Genomic DNA, 14,780 nt, shown 5'->3' with positions numbered 1-14,780 from the left:
ATTCGCATAGTGTCAACGCGACGGATACGGCATCGCCGCGGGGCGGCGATCGGTATGTTTCCTGGCCCTATCCCTCCCCGACCTGAAGGACGGGGTCTCCCGGGCGTTTTGATGAAAAGTCCGTCGCGATGGACCGGTATCGGGAAGCGACAAGCGAGGTCAGGATCGCCCTGAAGCTGAAGCCGGTGCGCTACGACCTGGCAACCCCTCCGGGAAACCGCGGTGAGACCAGGATCATCACCCGCGACACGCCCGCGACGGTGATCCAGCGCTCGCACCGCGACCGTTACGAGGTCGACAAGAAAGACCTCTCGTCCCGGAACATGCGCTTTTTCTCCGAGAACAACGCGCCCGTCAGCCGCACCGTCATCCCCGACCGCGCCGGCGTGGTGGAGGATATCGAGGATCTGCGCCAGGCGCTTCTGCGCTTCGCGGCCGGGCTCGCCGACCGGATGTCGCCCGACCGTCTCGGACTGGCAGGGCTACCCTCGCCAGATGATCTCGTCGAGATCATGCGGGAGGCGGCCAACCCGGAGAGCGGGATCCGGGTGGAGCAGCCCGAGGACGGCTTTCGCATGTAGGCGGGCGGCGCGCCACGCCGGAAGGCATCAGGGGTCGGTCGCGAAGAGGCGCCCGTCCCGCAGGACCGACCCGGGCGCATCGAGGCGTTCAGGCTTTGAAAATAAAAGGCGTCTGGACCCTAACAGTAGTTTCCATGCGTCTGGCACCAGGCTGTTCCATTGCCATGACAGCACTTATAAACTTGCCAGTAGCAACAAACGCCGTAACCGCAGGATGTATAGCCAGACGGACAGTAACTTTGAGCGAAAAGATCGTCGACAATAGTCGACTGTAAGATTTCTGGATATAGCTGGCCATTCAGATATTCAAGGGCTGGTGCCGCCAATTCACCCTGCAAAACACTCGTTTCAAATTGATCCATGTTGGCTGTGACTGGAGAGGCGATTAGCAGCGCAATAACAGAAAATACCCAAGGAAAACGCATGAGTAACCCCCATTTGCTTTACTGTAGCACAGACTCATATTTTTAACATAAATTTACGATTGGTTCTACCGGCGCAACAGTTTTTGTTCGGCAGCTAAGGTCAGGAATCACAACCTAGTCATGACGACCAAGGCTATGCAGATGGCTGAGAAAAAGATTTCGTCACATCTGTCGTAGCAGGTTGCAATACAGTACCAGTTATTGAGGCGGCCGATCCGGACAGCGCGATCGAGGTCGAACATCCGGAGGACGGAATCCGGATGTGAGCGGGCGCCGCCGCGCCGATCCGGAAAGGCATCAGGGATCTGTCGCGAAAAGGCGCCCGTCCCACAGGACCGGTTCGTGCAGGCTCGTTTCGACATCCCGGAACTCCGGATGGCCCGGGTTGATCAGGACGTTGCGTTCGACCCTGGCGACGACACAGGGGACGATCAGGATCAGGCTGCGCCGGGCCTGGCACCAGTCCTCGCCGAAGATCTTGCTGGCGACGGGTGGCACTGCGTCCCAGTCCTTCAGGCCGGCCGCGGTGACCACCTCGTAGCTTGCGCCCTTCGGGATCGTGATCGTGATGCTGTGCTGGTTCTTCGGGATCTGCCCGGAACCATGGACGAGCTTTTCGAGCATCGCCGTCGCGAAGTGTTCCGCCGCGTAGATCACCGGGCTTGCCGGTGTGTTCCAGCGGCCAGGGGCGATCGTCGATCCGGTTGCATCGAAGATCGGGAACCGGCCGTTCGGGTCCCCGATCCTGTAGCATGTGAGCGTACGGTCGAGGACCTGCGCGGTCATGCGGCGCTGCCGTATTGCAGGCGGCCGAGGATCTGCGAGACGACCTCCCCGCCGATCTCGCTTTGAAGCGTGACGTCGAGCGGGCTGCGGCCGTCGAGCATGGGATGGGGACGGTTCAGGAAGGCGCGCGCATCCTCCGCATCGCCCCAGACCTCGAGCGCCTGCGACCAGATCGCTGCGAGGCGCGCCACCACCGCGCCTTCGGCGGGGCTGAGGGCGCCCTCCTTCTTGCGGCGCGAGAGCGTGGCCTTCGCGACGATCCGGGAGATGACGTAGCCCGCGTTCGGAGTGACGGTTTCCGCGATTTCCGCAAGCGCCCCGACCGGCAGGCCGTCCTCGATCCGCGCCATGAGCTTCAGGGGCGAGGCCGCCTCGCCCTTGTTCTTCAACCCGAGAAGTCCTGGAACCGATGCATAGGCAAGCATGGGAATCTCCGTTTCATCTGAAACTAAATATCGGATCACATGGAACCAAAGTCAACGTTGCGCACGGATCCTGGCGCTTCTGGAAGCTCGGGTTTTTCGCCGGAACCGGATAGTCTTCCCGGAGCAAAGACGATACCCATGCCATTCCGTACGAGAAGGAAGCCGCGCGATGATCCCGCTTTATCACGGCACCACCCAGGCCTCGGCCGAGCATTTCCTGCGCGCCGGCTGGGCGCCGCTCTCCGGGGAGCGTGGCGGCCAGCCGCGCCACCTCCATCTCACCACAGACCCGGAAGACGCGCTCCGGCATGCCGGCGAGAAGGGCGAGCGCACGGTCTTGCGGATCATGGTCGAGCCGTCCGAGATCATCGTCGATCCCGAGGGCGGCGTTGGTGCGAGCCTTGCAGAGGAGCTCTCGCTGCCGCAGGGCATTCCGGGGAGTTTCGCCCTGACCCGGCCGATCGGGCCGCACCGGCTGTCGCTCCACGCCTTCCCCGCGCCAGAACCGCAGCCGGAGTTCTGATCCCGATGCCGCGCCTCACCCTCTGGCACGGATCACGCGAAGCGATCGCGCGGATCGATCCCGGAAGGACGGTCGATGGCGGCTTCCATGCCGGGACGGAGGCCCAGGCCAGGATGCGCAACGCGCGCGTCCTCCACGAGATCGAGGTCGATGTCCGCAACGTCCGGCGTTCGCGCGACCGCGGCGGGGACTGGAAGGGCCGGATCGCGGCGGCGCGCGCAGCGGGCTTCGATGCGATCGTCTACCTGAACCGCTACGAGGGTATGTCGAGCGAGGTCATCGAGCGCCTGGCCGCCGCCGGCGATCTCGCCCGCCTCGACGACCTTACCGACGCCGCATTCCGGAAACTCGTCCCGGAGGCCGAGGACAGCTGGATCCTGCTTGATCCGGAGGCGGTGCGGATCGTCCGGATCATCGACCGGGACGCCGCGGAACCCGCACCGGAGGAGGACCGGCCGGCCCCCTGACGGGCAGCGCGGTCCGCACTGAGGCGGCTCTCGATCCATCAGGCCGCAGCCGGGCGACAAGGTGTACTACAAGGGCAGCAGGAGCGTGGGCACGAACGTCAACGCTCCCCCGAAGCGGTTCCTGCCTGTCGGCCCGTCGAAGAGGGCGAACCCGGCGCCGACCGGTTGCAGCAGAACCGGGCTGGTGTAGGCGGAAAGCCACCCGGACTCGCAGGTCACCTTGAGGTCGAGACCCTCGCTCCAGGCCATCAGCCGGCTCGGCGCGAGACCGCCGGAGCCCTCGTTGCCGGCGGACAGAAGGGATGGCTGATCGGTGCTCATGAGCAGGACCGAGCCGGGCCCCTCGACGAGATGGAGGCGCATCCGGCCCTGAAGAAGGTTTCCTATCCTCAACGTCCAGCGGCTGTTCAGCCTCGGGTTGCCGACCACCCCGTAGAGGTACTTCGGGAAGTAGCCGACCCGCTCCCCCTCGCCGAGGCGGATCTCGATGATCCTGCGAACATTGCCGCAGGGAAGGCTGACCTGCTGCTCGCCCGGGTCGAAGTCGAAGAACTGGAAGGCGTGCCGGAACGGGATGAGCCGTGCCATCGTTTGCCGCAGCGGCTGGTAGGGGAGGAGCCCCTTCGGGGCCTTGCCGTCGACATGGGCGCCGTATCGGATCCGGTACCGTCCCGGAGTGCGTAGCGGGAGGCCGCCCTGGTCGCTGATCGACACGGACGGCGACGCCTTGTCCCCGTGCCGGGCCTGACCCATGGAAATCCGTCGGTTGAGCGACGGATCGGCAAAAGCGGTCCGGCCCGTCATGAACCCGTAGCTCTTGAAGATCGCGATGGCGGCGATCAGCATGGATACCGCGGACAGGACCTCGCTGAGGCGGAATGCCAGGAAGACCTGCCGTGAGGTTTCCGCCTTCAGCCATTCCGACGCGGTCAGGATGGAGGCATTCGCCGTATTGGCCGAGGCGGCCGTGACGGTGCCGCTGGCCTCCGCGCCCGCCCGGAGCTCGCTCTCCAGGGAGGATTTCAGTGTCGAGCGGGAACGCATGTACCGGCCGTCGAGCGCGATCGCTATCTCCCGCCAGATGCGGCATTTGAAGTCGAGAGGGAAGCAGTCGTCCTTATAGTTGAAGGCGGCCGAAACCCCGGTTTGTCCGGCCTGGAGGTTCTGGGTGCCCAGGCGGTTCGGGATCGCCTGCTCGAAGAGGGTCAGGGAGGCATTGACAGCCTCGTCCACCTGCCTGTCGGCGGCGACCTTTGACTGGCCAACCGCGCCGCGTGCGACTGTGGAGGCCTCCGTGAACCAGTAGGTTGTCGATGTACGGATGTCCCGCTCGAGGTCCCGCTGCGGGCAGAAGGGTTCGCGGACATAGATGATGGAGGGGTCCGCGTCGGGCTCGCACCGCGACGCGTCCGGAGCGAGCCCGGACTCCTCCGGCAGGGCGATCCCGTAGGCAAGGCGCAATTCGGCCTCGTGAATGCCCCCGTTGAGAAGGGTCGCGGCACCCACGATGGCGCCGAGCGGAAGCCAGAAAACCGCGGATTTGAGCAAGAGGCGCAGGACCCGGCGGCTCCGCATCCGGCCCCAGAAGTCGGCATTGTCGAGCACGAAGGCGCGGGCCGCCGCGGCCGCGACAAGAAGAACCTCCACGACCGCCAGTCCCGCGAGCATCGCGGCCCGCCCGGCCGGCATCCCGGTATCGGCACTCACCGGCAGGGGTGTCATCGCAAATGCCGCGGTGACAACCGGAACGCCGAGCAATACCCAGGACCCAGCCGGGAAGAACAGCATGAACAGGATGGCCAGCGCCACGACCGCCGTGACGGCCAGGCGAGACCAGATGACGACATGGATCCGGTCGATGACGGCCAGCAAGCCCTGCTGGCTCGCCCCCAGCGCGGCGGACCGATCGCTCTCGCCCTGCGCGAGGACGCCCCTGCGCAGGGCGATCCTGGTCTCGAGCTTGGCGATTTTCTTCTTGATCTTGGCATTCTCGGTCCCGATGCGCTTCTCTTCGCGCAGGCACTCGATGTTTAAATAGTCCACGCCAGCCTCGCCTGAATCAATCGACAAGCATTTCGGAACCTTCGCAAGGCCGGCTTTGAGCGCCTCGACGTCGGCGACCAGCTCTTTCACCTCGGCGTCCTCCTCGGCCGACGCGTTGGGCGTGCTATTCGCGTAGATCGCCTCCGTCAGGGCGATGAGCGCTGTCCTTTCGCCGGGCCTGAGCAGGAGATCGACGAGGAGGCCGGGCGGGGCCGTAGGATGGGGGTCCGCGGCCGCGCCCCCTCCTGTCGCCGCCAGGTCGGCCACCGGGTCCGGGCTCCGCAAGAGCGTGGAATCGGTGCTCAGTTCCGGGGCCGGCGAGGCCGCGACCAGGACCGGAAGCAGCGCCGCCAGGAGGCATGCCGCCCGCTCGCCGCGTCGCAGAGCCCGCCAGCCGAAGGCGGCCGCCTGAAGCGCCACGACAGCCAGCGAGACCATTGCGATCCTGAACCCGGTCGTCCCGGCGAGGTGGCCCCATGCGGTCTCGAAATGCCAGGCCGGGCCGAGGGCCGGTGCGGTCGTCGACACCACGAGGATGCCGAGCGTGACGCTAACCACTGCCGCCTGGGTGACCAAAAAACTGGTTCTCATGCGCGATGACTCCGGAGCCAGAAACGGCTCGGTCTTATCATCAGTGTGCATGAATGCGGATTTTTGACAATCGGCCGGATGAAAAGTCCCCGACCTGCATCACCCGGCGCCGTCGCTTGCCGCGTTGGATCAGGGCGGCTGAGCCTAAAGCCCGTCCCGCCCTGATTTCCCCACCCGCTTCACGCGCCGGACCGATCCGGCGGCGCGGGGTCGGTAGCGCAACCGCCGCGCCGAGTTTCCGATCAGACCTCAGCGATCAGCGCGCGATCGAGACCCGCCCCTCGGGCAGGCGGCCATTGATGTCGGCGAGGAAGAGATCGAAATGAGTGTCACCGAAAGGGAAGTCGACGACGGACCGGTTCTGGTTGTACCAGATCCTGGTCGAGACCAGGAACACGGCGTGCTGCGTATCGCGCGCCAGGCGCTCCGGGTAGACGATCGCGCGGGTTCCGGTGGCATGAATGTCTCCGAGGCCGCCCTCGTCGTCACTCTTGTAACGGATCTCGCTGCGGGCAATGATCTTCGCCGCACGGGCGATCTCGGATCTGCCGGGGCGGCCGCCATGAAGCGAGTGGTAGTAGAGCAGCACGGCTTCGGGCGCGTGCCGGCTCGGATTGACGAAGGACACGGCCTTTCCGGTGCCGCCGATCTCCTGGAGATCGTTCGCGAGTGCGAGCGCGGCGAGCGCCCGCTCGCCGTTCAGGACCGGGTTTCGCCGCCCGGCCACGTCGAGCAGGACGAGGGAGGGGGAAATCTCGGCCGAGAACATCTCGCCGATGGTTGCTTCTTTCATTTTTCGCATCCTTACTGCTGGAATTCGACGAGGTATTTGAGCCGCGCCTGGGAGGTCCGGTAGACGATCATCTCGTTGTTCATGACCCGGTCCTGGCCGCCGCGCGCATAAACGGAGTCGTGGCCTGCAGGCGGTTTCACGTTCGATCCGGTCCGGTCCGGGTGCCAGGGCCGCCCCATCGCGACATCGGCCAGGAACATGTAGCAGCGGCTGTCCTTGGCGCCGCCGTCCCAGTAGCCATAGGCGTAGTTCAGCGACTTCGTGGACTGGTCGCTGAAGTAGAGGCCGTCGCCGAACATGCGCCCGGTGACATGGATAGAGCCGTTGGATTTCGGGATGATCAGGCCGCTCTTCAGGATCGACATCAGGTTGTGGGCGCGGGTGCCGTGCCAGAGCTCCATGACGCCGCCGACCTTCGCGCCATCATCCTCGTAGTCGCGGTCCATGCTGCCGAGGGAGACCTCGAAGATCCGCGCCATGCCGAGGCGATGGGAGGCGTGGCTCCGGTTCCGGCCCCGCTCGAAGAACGCCTGGACGTGAGCGCGAAGCCCGGGATCCTCGGAGACGGACATCCTGACGTCGAAGATGCCCTTCGGCGCCGCATCCGGCGAGTTGGCGGCATCCCTGATCCGCTGGGTCGCGACCCCGATCGAGGCATCGAGCTGGTCGAGCAGGGCGCTCTGCTGGACGAGGGACTCCATGCCGGTGATGAAGTCGCGATGCCAGCCGCGGCGCGACCCGACCTTCTGCGGCACCAGCATCAGGTATTCCTCGAGGGTCTCGAGAAAGCCGGGATGGTCGAAGTCCTGTGCCTCCACGAACCGCTCGAACCGCCCGATGAGGGTGCGCGCCTTGGCGACGTTCGCGGCCGTCACGACGCCCACGGGCGTGCTGATGATGCCGGTCGTGAGGTCGAGGCTCATCTGGCCGCCGGAGGCGGCGAGGATCTGGTGTCGGTTGATCCCGGCGAGCTCGCGCACGAGCGCGGCCAGCACCGGGTTGCCGCGGGCGATCTCGTCTTCCGCCGCGGTCGCGAGTGCCGCCCCGTCAAGGCCGGATGCGCCTGCCCCGGCGACGATCTCGACCTGGCGGTAGCCCTTGCGCTCCTTTTCGCGGATCTTGGCCTGGAAGAGGTTTTGCCCGGCGCCGAGAACGCGGGATTGGCCCGCGGATCCGACGCGGCCATTGCGGCTCGACACGCTGCCGCCGGCATCGATCGAGACCTCCCAGAACTTGTTGTTGTTGGCCTGGGTGTCGGTCAGGATATACATCCTGGTCTCGGCGGTATGCATGCAATCTACCGTTCATATGTCTATTTTTCGCATTTCATCCTATGCGCGCTATGGCCCCCGTTCAAGCCTCCGGATACCCTGCCGGGATGGATTTCCCCAGGATTCGCACAAGCCGCCTCCCGCGCCGTTCAAGGGGTTCGGGACGGCCCGGCTGCCGGTTCGTTTTTGCGAAAATCCGTCTTTACATCGGTAATTCTTTTTCCTATTCTCCGGGCAACGATCCCATCCCGGAAGGTCTCCCCCGATGAAGTCCCTCGCAGCGCTCCTTCTCTCCGCCGCCCTCGCCACGGGCACCGCCGCGCCGGTCCAGGCCGGTGGCAAGGATCTCGCGAAGGGTCTTGCCGTGATCGCGGTCATGACCGCGATCGCGAAATCCACCGGCGGCGCCCGGGCCGCGACTCCTTCCTACGGCGACGGCGGCTATGGCCGCAACACCTACGGCCGCAACACCTATAGCCACGGCGCCTACGACCGCAGCGTCTATCAGGACTACCAGGATCCCGAGCAGGCCTCCGGCCAGGCCTTCATGAGCCTCTCGCCGCTTGCGCGCCGCTCGATCGAGGAGCGTCTCGCCCGGTACGGCTACGAGACCGGCCGGATCGACGGCCGATGGGACCAGGCGACCTGGTTCGCGGTGCAGGACTATGCGCGGGACGTCCGGATGTCCCGGAGCCTTGGCAGTCAGGACGGCGCGATGGGCGTCTTCCACCACATCGTCTCGTAGGGGCCGGGAAATGCGCGAATGCTGCAAGTCTTCCGGGAACCTCGTCTGGGTCAACACGATCTCCGACGCGGAAATCCCGGAACTGGACAAGGACGGGATGTGCCGCGGCGCGGTCGCCATCGCGGACTGATCTGGAAATCGAGGACCGAACTGATGGACACTGAAGAACTGAACAAGATGGTCGAGCTGCAGGAGGTGCTGAGGGACGCAACCCAGCGTGCGGCGACCCTCTACAACCAGCGTGTCAAGGAGGCGGGCCACACCCGCCGGGAATACGAGTGGTTCGGCACCGAGGAGGCGGACTCCTACGAGATCGACATCTACAAGAAGGTCGTCGAGATCAGAGGCAGTGAGAACTGGCGGGGCGGTGTCGACCATTTCGATTGCAAAATCCCCTTCGACTGCCTCGCCGACGAGACGTGGGAGAAGGCCACCCGCAAGTCGGCGATGGACTTCATCCAGAAGAAGAAGGAAGAGGAGGAGGCCGCGATCCAGAAGGAACGCGAGCGCAAGGAAGGTCGGCGGCGTGTCCTCCGGGGCGAACTGGCGAAGCTCGACGAGGAGCTGGACGAATGAGCGGGGTCTGCCGGGGCGCGCGCCTGAAAACGGAGGCTCTCCTGAACGTGCCGCACCGGCTGAAGGCCCTCTTTTGGGCGCTTGCCTATCTCGCCGTCATCGGCGCGGTCACGGCCAGGATCCTGGCCGGTTATCCCGCATTCGGCGAGAGCCCGGCAATGCGCCTCGCGATCGCCGTTCCGCTCTGGCTCGGCGGTATCGCCTGTGCCACGATCTGGTTTCTCGCCCGCTACCCGCGCCGAAAAGACTAATCCCGAAAGGACATCCCGATGCCGCTTCCCGGACATGGCCCCATCGACTGCCGGCTCTGCTGGCAGGATTGCGGCAGCGCGACCGCGCGCACCCTCGAGGAGGGCCGCTACCGCCTCGTCAACGATCCCGGAGCCTGGGGCGCTCGCGATCCCAAGATCCTCGTTCTCGGCATGACCAAGGGCAACACGCAGTCCGGCGCGATGGCTGCGGCCATGGCGGACGGCAGTTATGACGGGGTGCCCTTCGCGAGTTTCCGGCCGCGGCTTCTCGAGGTCCTGAAGACGGTCGGGCTGATGGCGGGGGTCTTCGACATCGACCGGTTCTTCCGGGAAGACGAGGCCGACTATGGCTGGGGTTCGCTCCTGCGCTGCTCGTTCACCGCGCGCGATGCGAACGGCACCTATCTTGGCAAGAGCGGCCCGGTCATCACCGGCATGTCCCGCAAGGAGGGCTTCGCGGTGCTCACGGCCTGTGCCCGCCGCCACCTCGAGGGCCTCTCGTCCCGCACCCGGCTCGTCGTCCTTCTCGGCAATGATGACCGCTACATGGCACTCGTGGCCCGCGCGATGGCGACGGTTTTTCCCGATTACGCGGCACATCCGGAGCTGGGGCCGGTGGTCTTCCGGGCTGGCGGGCGGTTCTTCGTCCATGTCGCCCATCCCTCGAAGGGCAACGGCTGCTACGGCGCTTTCCTGACCGGTCCTGGCAACACCGGCCAGGGCGCCAAGCGCGCGAAGGCGCGGGCCGGCATCCGGGGCGCGCTCGGCATGGCCAGCGCCACGGCATGAACAGGGCTGGCGCGGCGCGCGAGCCCCATCCCGCGCGCCGCCTTGCGAAGATCAGGCCTCGAGGGAGTTGACCTCGACACAGAGGAGCTTCGCCGCCTCGGTCATGATCTCGACCTGGGCGTCGTCGCCGAGCGCGGCCCAGGCCTCCTCGCTGCCCTCGATCCCCCGCATCAGGGTGCGGATCCGCGCGGACGCGCTGTCACGCAGCTGCCGCCGCGTGGCCTCGTTGGCGCCTTCCGGGATCCGCTTTCCGATGAGTGCGACGATCTCCGCGGGAACGCCGAGGGCGAAATCTCCGATCTCGAAGCGGCGGAGATTGTCGGCGGTGCCGGCGCGCATCTCCGCCTTGTAGTCGAGCACCATCACCATCGCGGCCGCAAGGAGCGATGCCGCCGCGACTTCGGCCGCCTCCCGCGTACCGTGCGTACCCGGCGCGCCGATGACATTCGGCATGCCGCGCGGCGTATCCTTCAGCACGAGCATCGCGCAGAAGGCGCCGTCGCCGGCATCCGCGACAATGAGGCTGTCGAGATGCCGGGTCTTCAGCCCGTAGTGAAAGCGCATCATCTCTCGGGCCGTCCCGGCGGCCTCGCCATCCTCGACCAGGCGGCCGGCCGCGGCGCGGGCCGCGTCGAGTCCGGACTTGAGGCGCTTCTTCCCGGAATAGAGGTCGGCCTTGCCGATGGTGTTCATAGTGCCCTCATGTTTCTTTTTCGCATCGCATGCATACCAGCCCCGCAGAAGTCCTGCCAGCGCGCGAAAGTGCCGGATTGTGGAAAACCGATTTGCGAATAATGTTATCGTAGGCTAATCTCGGCCAGGATTTAGAGGAGACCGAGATGACCCCCCAGGATGCCGCAACCGCTCTCGATGGCAACCAGTACCGCGAGGAGGGAAGCTGCGAGCTTTTCCGGGAAATGAGGGCTGCCGGCCTCGTGGCCGTCTTCGGCGCCTCCGACGATCTCGTCGAACTGCGCGGCGCGATCGACGACGAGCTCGGGCGCGGCCCCGTCCTGCTGGGACCCGAGGGGCTCATCATCAATCGCTGCGACGATGACCGGTGCCCGCATTTCCGCGAGACCGCGAAGAGCGCCGTGACGATCCGCCCGGTCTTCCATTCGCGGGGCTCAGCTGATGGCTGCTGGACCTACGAGACCGACCTGCCGGTCGCGACCTACCGGATTCTCGAGGATGACGTGCCTTATTGCCGGGGCATCGTCTTTGCGATGGCGGACCTGAAGGCCCGCTTCCAGCCGGAACCGCGGCCTTCCGGGGAGACAAAGGCGCCCGGCGCGCTGCGGCTCGTCTCGGCCCGGGACCGCGACATCGGCGCCATGCTCCTCCTGAACGGCAGGCCGGTGGCGCGCTGCGATTACGATGCGCATGGCTCGGCCGGCCCGGAGATCCTGTCCGAGACCGCGAAAAACCTCTCGGCGATTCTCGGCCTCCCCCTCGTGGAGGAAGAGCTCGACGACGACGAATTCCTGGAGATGCGCGATGCGCTCGATGACTGACCCCCAGCCCGGTGAGGATCCTGCGAGCTTCGATCCCTCGAAGGATCCCGATATCGCGGCCGCGGATATCGCAGCCGCGCGCCTCGGGTGCAGCCCGGACCACATCCCGGAAGGCCCCTATTGCTACAGCCGGGTGCCGGCCGGACCGCGAGGCGCATCCCGGATCGCCCGCTGCCCCTACTGGACGAAGGTCCGCGCCCTGCCGGAGCAACTCGACGGCTATTGCGCCTATCTCCGCGAGGGGGACTGGGGCGAGGGGCTGAGCCACCTCTTCGATCAGCTGAAGGAATGCGGCGAGAACGAGAATGCCGACGAGGATCTCGAGCCGGATATGGCGATCGAGGCCGCCGCCCCCTCCGAGGTCGACACCGCCACGATCTACGCGCTGCATCGCGGTTTCCGGGAACTCCACCGCTATACCGGCGGCACCGAGTTCACCTCATGGGAGAACCCGCTGCCGAATCTCACCTGGTCGCGTCAGCCGATCGCGAAGGTGAAATCCTGGCTCGAGGAGGGCGGCTTTCCCTGGGAGGTGCGCGAGGCGCTGAAGCGCAAGGCCAAGGGAAAGAGCATCGAGGAGGAGGACGAATGACCGCTGCAAACGGCATGCACCCGGCGCAACCCGGGCAGACCGGCTGCGAGGCTCCCGAGCACCTGCGTATCGTCTGCTGTGACGGGCTCGGCCCCGGAATCTTCGGCTCGGCCCATATCGGCGGCGAATGGGTGAAGACCTACCTGCGCGCCGACGGGGCGGTCGCGAGCGGGATCCTCGAGTTCCTCACCCAGCTCGTGAACCAGCCGGATGTCGTGATCTCCGAGGAGATGCGATTTTCGGCGGAGCGCCATATCCTCAAGCTTCGGCAGTCCAGGGATCCGGGATCAGGCAGATGACAGCGAAATTCGATTTCCAGTTTCCGGACCACCTGTCCGACCTGGTACTTCTCGATTGTGACGAGGTGCTGCTGAACTGGACCGGCGCCTTCGGCTGCTGGGTCAGGCGGGATCTCGGGATCGCGCTGAATGGAGATGAACCGCTCGATTTCGGCATGAAGCTTTGGTTCCCGGAAGCTCATCGTGAGCGGATCTGGGATTATGTCATGACCTTCAATACCGACCCCGGTCTCGGCTTCCGCACGCTCGAGCCGCTGCCGGGCGCCGTCGAGGCGGTGCGTGCCTTGCGCGAAAGCGGGCACCGGATCCGGGTCATCACGGCCTGCTCGACCGAGGCGCCGATCATGGCCTCCCGGCTCGACAATCTCGCCGCGGTATTTGGGCCGGACGCCTTCGAGGACGTGGATTTCGTTCGGATGAGCGACAGCAAGGCCGAGAAGCTCTCGCGGCACCCGCCCTCGGTCTGGATCGACGACCGTCCGGGCCACGTCATCGCCGGGGTCGAAGCCGGGCATTACGGGATCGTCATGGAACAGGCCACCAACCGTCACGAACGGACGGATACGGCCTATGCCGCCCTGCCCTGGATCGAGGGCTGGTCCACCTTCCTGCCGCATATCGGCGCGCTGCCGCGTGCGCTCCGGGCCGACGCCGGACTCCCCGTTCCCGGCTGACCGGTCTCGCTTGTCCACAACTTCTCCGCCGCTTCCCCGCAATCGCCGTGGCGAGGTTCCGCCCGCGCCGGTATATTGCGAATAATACACCTTTGAGGAGAGCCCAATGACCCGCGTCACGTCCGCCGAATTCCAGAAGCATTTCGGCGATTACAAGAGGCAGGCCTTGAGCCAGCCGGTCACGATATCGATCCATGGCAAGGACACCCTGGTCCTGCTCTCGCACGAGACCTATGAACAGCTTCTCGCCGGCAATCCCAAGGCGATCAAGACGCCGATGCCCACGGAACCCCGCCAGGAGGACGAGCTCGACCAGCTCGCGCGGATCGCGAACGGCAAGTCGTCCGATATCCGCTTCCAGGACGATCTGATGGACAGCAAGGCCTGATTGCTGAAATCTCTGCGATTGTCCCGGACTCCGCCGGAAATCCGGCGGAGTTTTTTTGTCGCCGCGGCACAATCTTGAGATTGCGAAAAACTATCCTGCAATATAGATTCATCCGGAAAGCGGAGGCGGCGATGAGTGGTTGCGACTGACTATTGCTGCGCGGAAGTGCCGGAAGGGACGACAATGAACCACGAACACCTGACCACGTCCTGGAGGGTCTTTCCCGGAGAGACCGAGGTCCCCGACCATCTGTTCGCGATTGCCGATGTCCATGGCCGGGACGACCTGCTCGAAAGCCTGCTCGCGCGGATCGCGAAGGTGCCGCTCGAAGCGCGCCTGAGCCGCACGCTCATCTTTACCGGCGACCTCATCGATCGCGGCCGCGGGAACCTGCGTGCGATCCGGCTCGCCCTTGCGGCCGAGCAGATGGCCGATAAGCGGGTCATCCTTCCGGGTAACCACGAGCTGATGATGCTCGAGGCGATCGAGAACCGGCCTGACAGCGGGCATCTGCGGTGCTGGTATGAAAATGGCGGCTATGCGGTGCTCGACGAGATCCCCGCCGCCAATCTCGCCCCGCAGGCGGAGATCCCCGGGATCGTGCGCGCGGCACTTCCCGAAGGCTTTGTCGACCTCATCGACCGGGCACCCACGCACCATGTCTGCGGCGACCTCATCCTCGTCCATGCCGGCCTCGCGCCGATCGGCGACCGGGCGGCCCATCTCGGCCAGCCGCACCGCGATAGCGGCCGTCACCACTGGGCCTGGATCCGGGAGCCGTTCCTGGGCTGGCGGCAGGGCTGGGATCCGGAAGGCGCGCCGCGCAAGACCGTCGTTGTCCATGGCCACACGGTCGAGACCCGCCTGAGGATCGGCGACGAGCAGAATCTCTTCGCCGAGGTCGACAAGGTCGCGGACATGGCGCGCATCAACCTCGACATCGGTGCGGTCTTCTTCGGGCAGATGGTCGCCCTCGAGGCGAAGGGCAACCGGTACCGGTTCCACCTGGTGACGGAAAATCGATTCCTGCCGTAAGCGACGATACCC

19 protein-coding genes are annotated in these 14,780 nt (G+C 65.6%); 13 read left to right on the top strand and 6 right to left on the bottom strand.

Annotation, left to right across the window (positions count from 1 at the left end):
• Nucleotides 1-128: 128 nt before the first annotated feature.
• Nucleotides 129-581 (top strand): hypothetical protein, encoded by a 453-nt coding sequence (locus OM960_RS18890; RefSeq protein WP_264773045.1) that lies wholly within the window; start codon nt 129-131, stop codon nt 579-581.
• A 722-nt stretch (nt 582-1,303) separates the two neighbouring features.
• Here OM960_RS18890 and OM960_RS18885 read toward each other — a convergent pair.
• Nucleotides 1,304-1,792: an RES family NAD+ phosphorylase gene (locus tag OM960_RS18885; protein WP_264773044.1), complete on the bottom strand. Its 489-nt coding sequence runs from the start codon at nt 1,790-1,792 to the stop codon at nt 1,304-1,306.
• On the bottom strand, nt 1,789-2,217 hold the full coding sequence (locus OM960_RS18880) for an Xre family toxin-antitoxin system antitoxin (protein ID WP_264773043.1): 429 nt from the start codon (nt 2,215-2,217) through the stop codon (nt 1,789-1,791). Before OM960_RS18880 ends, OM960_RS18885 begins: the two co-directional genes overlap by 4 nt.
• 169 nt (nt 2,218-2,386) lie before the next feature.
• Here OM960_RS18880 and OM960_RS18875 point away from each other — a divergent pair, with 169 nt between their 5' ends.
• Together OM960_RS18875 and OM960_RS18870 are read left to right on the top strand one after the other, a co-directional pair.
• Nucleotides 2,387-2,740, top strand: coding sequence for an RNA 2'-phosphotransferase family protein (locus OM960_RS18875; protein WP_264773042.1), 354 nt, complete (start codon nt 2,387-2,389; stop codon nt 2,738-2,740).
• A gap of 5 nt (nt 2,741-2,745) precedes the next feature.
• Nucleotides 2,746-3,207 carry a hypothetical protein gene (locus OM960_RS18870; protein ID WP_264773041.1) on the top strand — a complete coding sequence of 154 codons (462 nt, stop codon included), beginning with the start codon at nt 2,746-2,748 and terminating at the stop codon, nt 3,205-3,207.
• A gap of 66 nt (nt 3,208-3,273) precedes the next feature.
• Here the strand turns inward: OM960_RS18870 and OM960_RS18865 are convergent, their stop codons facing one another.
• The 3 genes from OM960_RS18865 to OM960_RS18855 form a co-directional block, all read right to left on the bottom strand.
• The gene (locus OM960_RS18865; RefSeq protein ID WP_264773040.1) at nt 3,274-5,841 is read right to left on the bottom strand and encodes a hypothetical protein; all 2,568 of its coding nucleotides are present in this window, start codon (nt 5,839-5,841) and stop codon (nt 3,274-3,276) included.
• A 256-nt stretch (nt 5,842-6,097) separates the two neighbouring features.
• Nucleotides 6,098-6,634 carry a hypothetical protein gene (locus OM960_RS18860; protein ID WP_264773039.1) on the bottom strand — a complete coding sequence of 179 codons (537 nt, stop codon included), beginning with the start codon at nt 6,632-6,634 and terminating at the stop codon, nt 6,098-6,100.
• A gap of 11 nt (nt 6,635-6,645) precedes the next feature.
• Complete coding sequence (locus tag OM960_RS18855) at nt 6,646-7,926, bottom strand: WGR domain-containing protein (RefSeq protein WP_264773038.1); 1,281 nt, start codon at nt 7,924-7,926, stop codon at nt 6,646-6,648.
• A 244-nt stretch (nt 7,927-8,170) separates the two neighbouring features.
• Between OM960_RS18855 and OM960_RS18850 the strand changes: the two genes are divergently transcribed.
• From OM960_RS18850 to OM960_RS18835, 4 genes are all read left to right on the top strand, one after another.
• Entirely contained in the window at nt 8,171-8,650 is a 480-nt protein-coding gene (locus tag OM960_RS18850) for a peptidoglycan-binding domain-containing protein (protein WP_264773037.1), read from the top strand.
• Nucleotides 8,651-8,803: 153 nt separating this feature from the next.
• Complete coding sequence (locus OM960_RS18845; protein ID WP_264773036.1) at nt 8,804-9,226, top strand: hypothetical protein; 423 nt, start codon at nt 8,804-8,806, stop codon at nt 9,224-9,226.
• Nucleotides 9,223-9,477 (top strand): hypothetical protein, encoded by a 255-nt coding sequence (locus OM960_RS18840; protein WP_264773035.1) that lies wholly within the window; start codon nt 9,223-9,225, stop codon nt 9,475-9,477. The genes OM960_RS18845 and OM960_RS18840 overlap by 4 nt, the downstream gene beginning before the upstream one ends.
• Nucleotides 9,478-9,495: 18 nt before the next feature.
• Nucleotides 9,496-10,266: a hypothetical protein gene (locus tag OM960_RS18835; RefSeq protein WP_264773034.1), complete on the top strand. Its 771-nt coding sequence runs from the start codon at nt 9,496-9,498 to the stop codon at nt 10,264-10,266.
• 51 nt (nt 10,267-10,317) lie between these two features.
• Here OM960_RS18835 and OM960_RS18830 read toward each other — a convergent pair whose 3' ends face one another.
• Entirely contained in the window at nt 10,318-10,959 is a 642-nt protein-coding gene (locus OM960_RS18830) for a hypothetical protein (RefSeq protein WP_264773033.1), read from the bottom strand.
• A gap of 146 nt (nt 10,960-11,105) precedes the next feature.
• On the opposite strand from OM960_RS18830, the gene OM960_RS18825 reads away from it, so the two are divergent.
• The 6 genes from OM960_RS18825 (at nt 11,106) to OM960_RS18800 (ending at nt 14,768) form a co-directional block, all read left to right on the top strand.
• Nucleotides 11,106-11,780, top strand: a complete 675-nt coding sequence (locus OM960_RS18825; RefSeq protein ID WP_264773032.1) for a hypothetical protein — start codon at nt 11,106-11,108, stop codon at nt 11,778-11,780.
• The gene (locus OM960_RS18820; RefSeq protein WP_264773031.1) at nt 11,773-12,372 is read left to right on the top strand and encodes a hypothetical protein; all 600 of its coding nucleotides are present in this window, start codon (nt 11,773-11,775) and stop codon (nt 12,370-12,372) included. The genes OM960_RS18825 and OM960_RS18820 overlap by 8 nt, the downstream gene beginning before the upstream one ends.
• Nucleotides 12,369-12,671, top strand: a complete 303-nt coding sequence (locus tag OM960_RS18815; protein WP_264773030.1) for a hypothetical protein — start codon at nt 12,369-12,371, stop codon at nt 12,669-12,671. The genes OM960_RS18820 and OM960_RS18815 overlap by 4 nt, the downstream gene beginning before the upstream one ends.
• A complete protein-coding gene (locus tag OM960_RS18810; protein WP_264773029.1) occupies nt 12,668-13,345 on the top strand; it encodes a 5' nucleotidase, NT5C type in 678 nt (225 codons plus the stop codon). The genes OM960_RS18815 and OM960_RS18810 overlap by 4 nt, the downstream gene beginning before the upstream one ends.
• A gap of 106 nt (nt 13,346-13,451) precedes the next feature.
• Nucleotides 13,452-13,733, top strand: a complete 282-nt coding sequence (locus OM960_RS18805; protein WP_264773028.1) for a type II toxin-antitoxin system Phd/YefM family antitoxin — start codon at nt 13,452-13,454, stop codon at nt 13,731-13,733.
• A gap of 183 nt (nt 13,734-13,916) precedes the next feature.
• On the top strand, nt 13,917-14,768 hold the full coding sequence (locus OM960_RS18800; protein WP_264773027.1) for a metallophosphoesterase: 852 nt from the start codon (nt 13,917-13,919) through the stop codon (nt 14,766-14,768).
• The last annotated feature ends 12 nt before the right edge of the window (nt 14,769-14,780 follow it).

The sequence above is a fragment of the Defluviimonas salinarum genome, from assembly GCF_026013545.1.
GTDB classification, from domain to species: domain Bacteria; phylum Pseudomonadota; class Alphaproteobacteria; order Rhodobacterales; family Rhodobacteraceae; genus Albidovulum; species Albidovulum salinarum.
Note: the sequence above shows the minus strand (reverse complement) of the source record. Positions and strands in the feature narration are given on the sequence as shown.

Coding starts and splice junctions, on each gene's coding strand:
- OM960_RS18890 (WP_264773045.1), top strand. CDS start 129: ATGGACCGGTATCGGGAAGCGACAAGCGAGGTCAGGATCGCCCTGAAG.
- OM960_RS18885 (WP_264773044.1), bottom strand. CDS start 1,792: ATGACCGCGCAGGTCCTCGACCGTACGCTCACATGCTACAGGATCGGG.
- OM960_RS18880 (WP_264773043.1), bottom strand. CDS start 2,217: ATGCTTGCCTATGCATCGGTTCCAGGACTTCTCGGGTTGAAGAACAAG.
- OM960_RS18875 (WP_264773042.1), top strand. CDS start 2,387: ATGATCCCGCTTTATCACGGCACCACCCAGGCCTCGGCCGAGCATTTC.
- OM960_RS18870 (WP_264773041.1), top strand. CDS start 2,746: ATGCCGCGCCTCACCCTCTGGCACGGATCACGCGAAGCGATCGCGCGG.
- OM960_RS18865 (WP_264773040.1), bottom strand. CDS start 5,841: ATGAGAACCAGTTTTTTGGTCACCCAGGCGGCAGTGGTTAGCGTCACG.
- OM960_RS18860 (WP_264773039.1), bottom strand. CDS start 6,634: ATGAAAGAAGCAACCATCGGCGAGATGTTCTCGGCCGAGATTTCCCCC.
- OM960_RS18855 (WP_264773038.1), bottom strand. CDS start 7,926: ATGCATACCGCCGAGACCAGGATGTATATCCTGACCGACACCCAGGCC.
- OM960_RS18850 (WP_264773037.1), top strand. CDS start 8,171: ATGAAGTCCCTCGCAGCGCTCCTTCTCTCCGCCGCCCTCGCCACGGGC.
- OM960_RS18845 (WP_264773036.1), top strand. CDS start 8,804: ATGGACACTGAAGAACTGAACAAGATGGTCGAGCTGCAGGAGGTGCTG.
- OM960_RS18840 (WP_264773035.1), top strand. CDS start 9,223: ATGAGCGGGGTCTGCCGGGGCGCGCGCCTGAAAACGGAGGCTCTCCTG.
- OM960_RS18835 (WP_264773034.1), top strand. CDS start 9,496: ATGCCGCTTCCCGGACATGGCCCCATCGACTGCCGGCTCTGCTGGCAG.
- OM960_RS18830 (WP_264773033.1), bottom strand. CDS start 10,959: ATGAACACCATCGGCAAGGCCGACCTCTATTCCGGGAAGAAGCGCCTC.
- OM960_RS18825 (WP_264773032.1), top strand. CDS start 11,106: ATGACCCCCCAGGATGCCGCAACCGCTCTCGATGGCAACCAGTACCGC.
- OM960_RS18820 (WP_264773031.1), top strand. CDS start 11,773: ATGACTGACCCCCAGCCCGGTGAGGATCCTGCGAGCTTCGATCCCTCG.
- OM960_RS18815 (WP_264773030.1), top strand. CDS start 12,369: ATGACCGCTGCAAACGGCATGCACCCGGCGCAACCCGGGCAGACCGGC.
- OM960_RS18810 (WP_264773029.1), top strand. CDS start 12,668: ATGACAGCGAAATTCGATTTCCAGTTTCCGGACCACCTGTCCGACCTG.
- OM960_RS18805 (WP_264773028.1), top strand. CDS start 13,452: ATGACCCGCGTCACGTCCGCCGAATTCCAGAAGCATTTCGGCGATTAC.
- OM960_RS18800 (WP_264773027.1), top strand. CDS start 13,917: ATGAACCACGAACACCTGACCACGTCCTGGAGGGTCTTTCCCGGAGAG.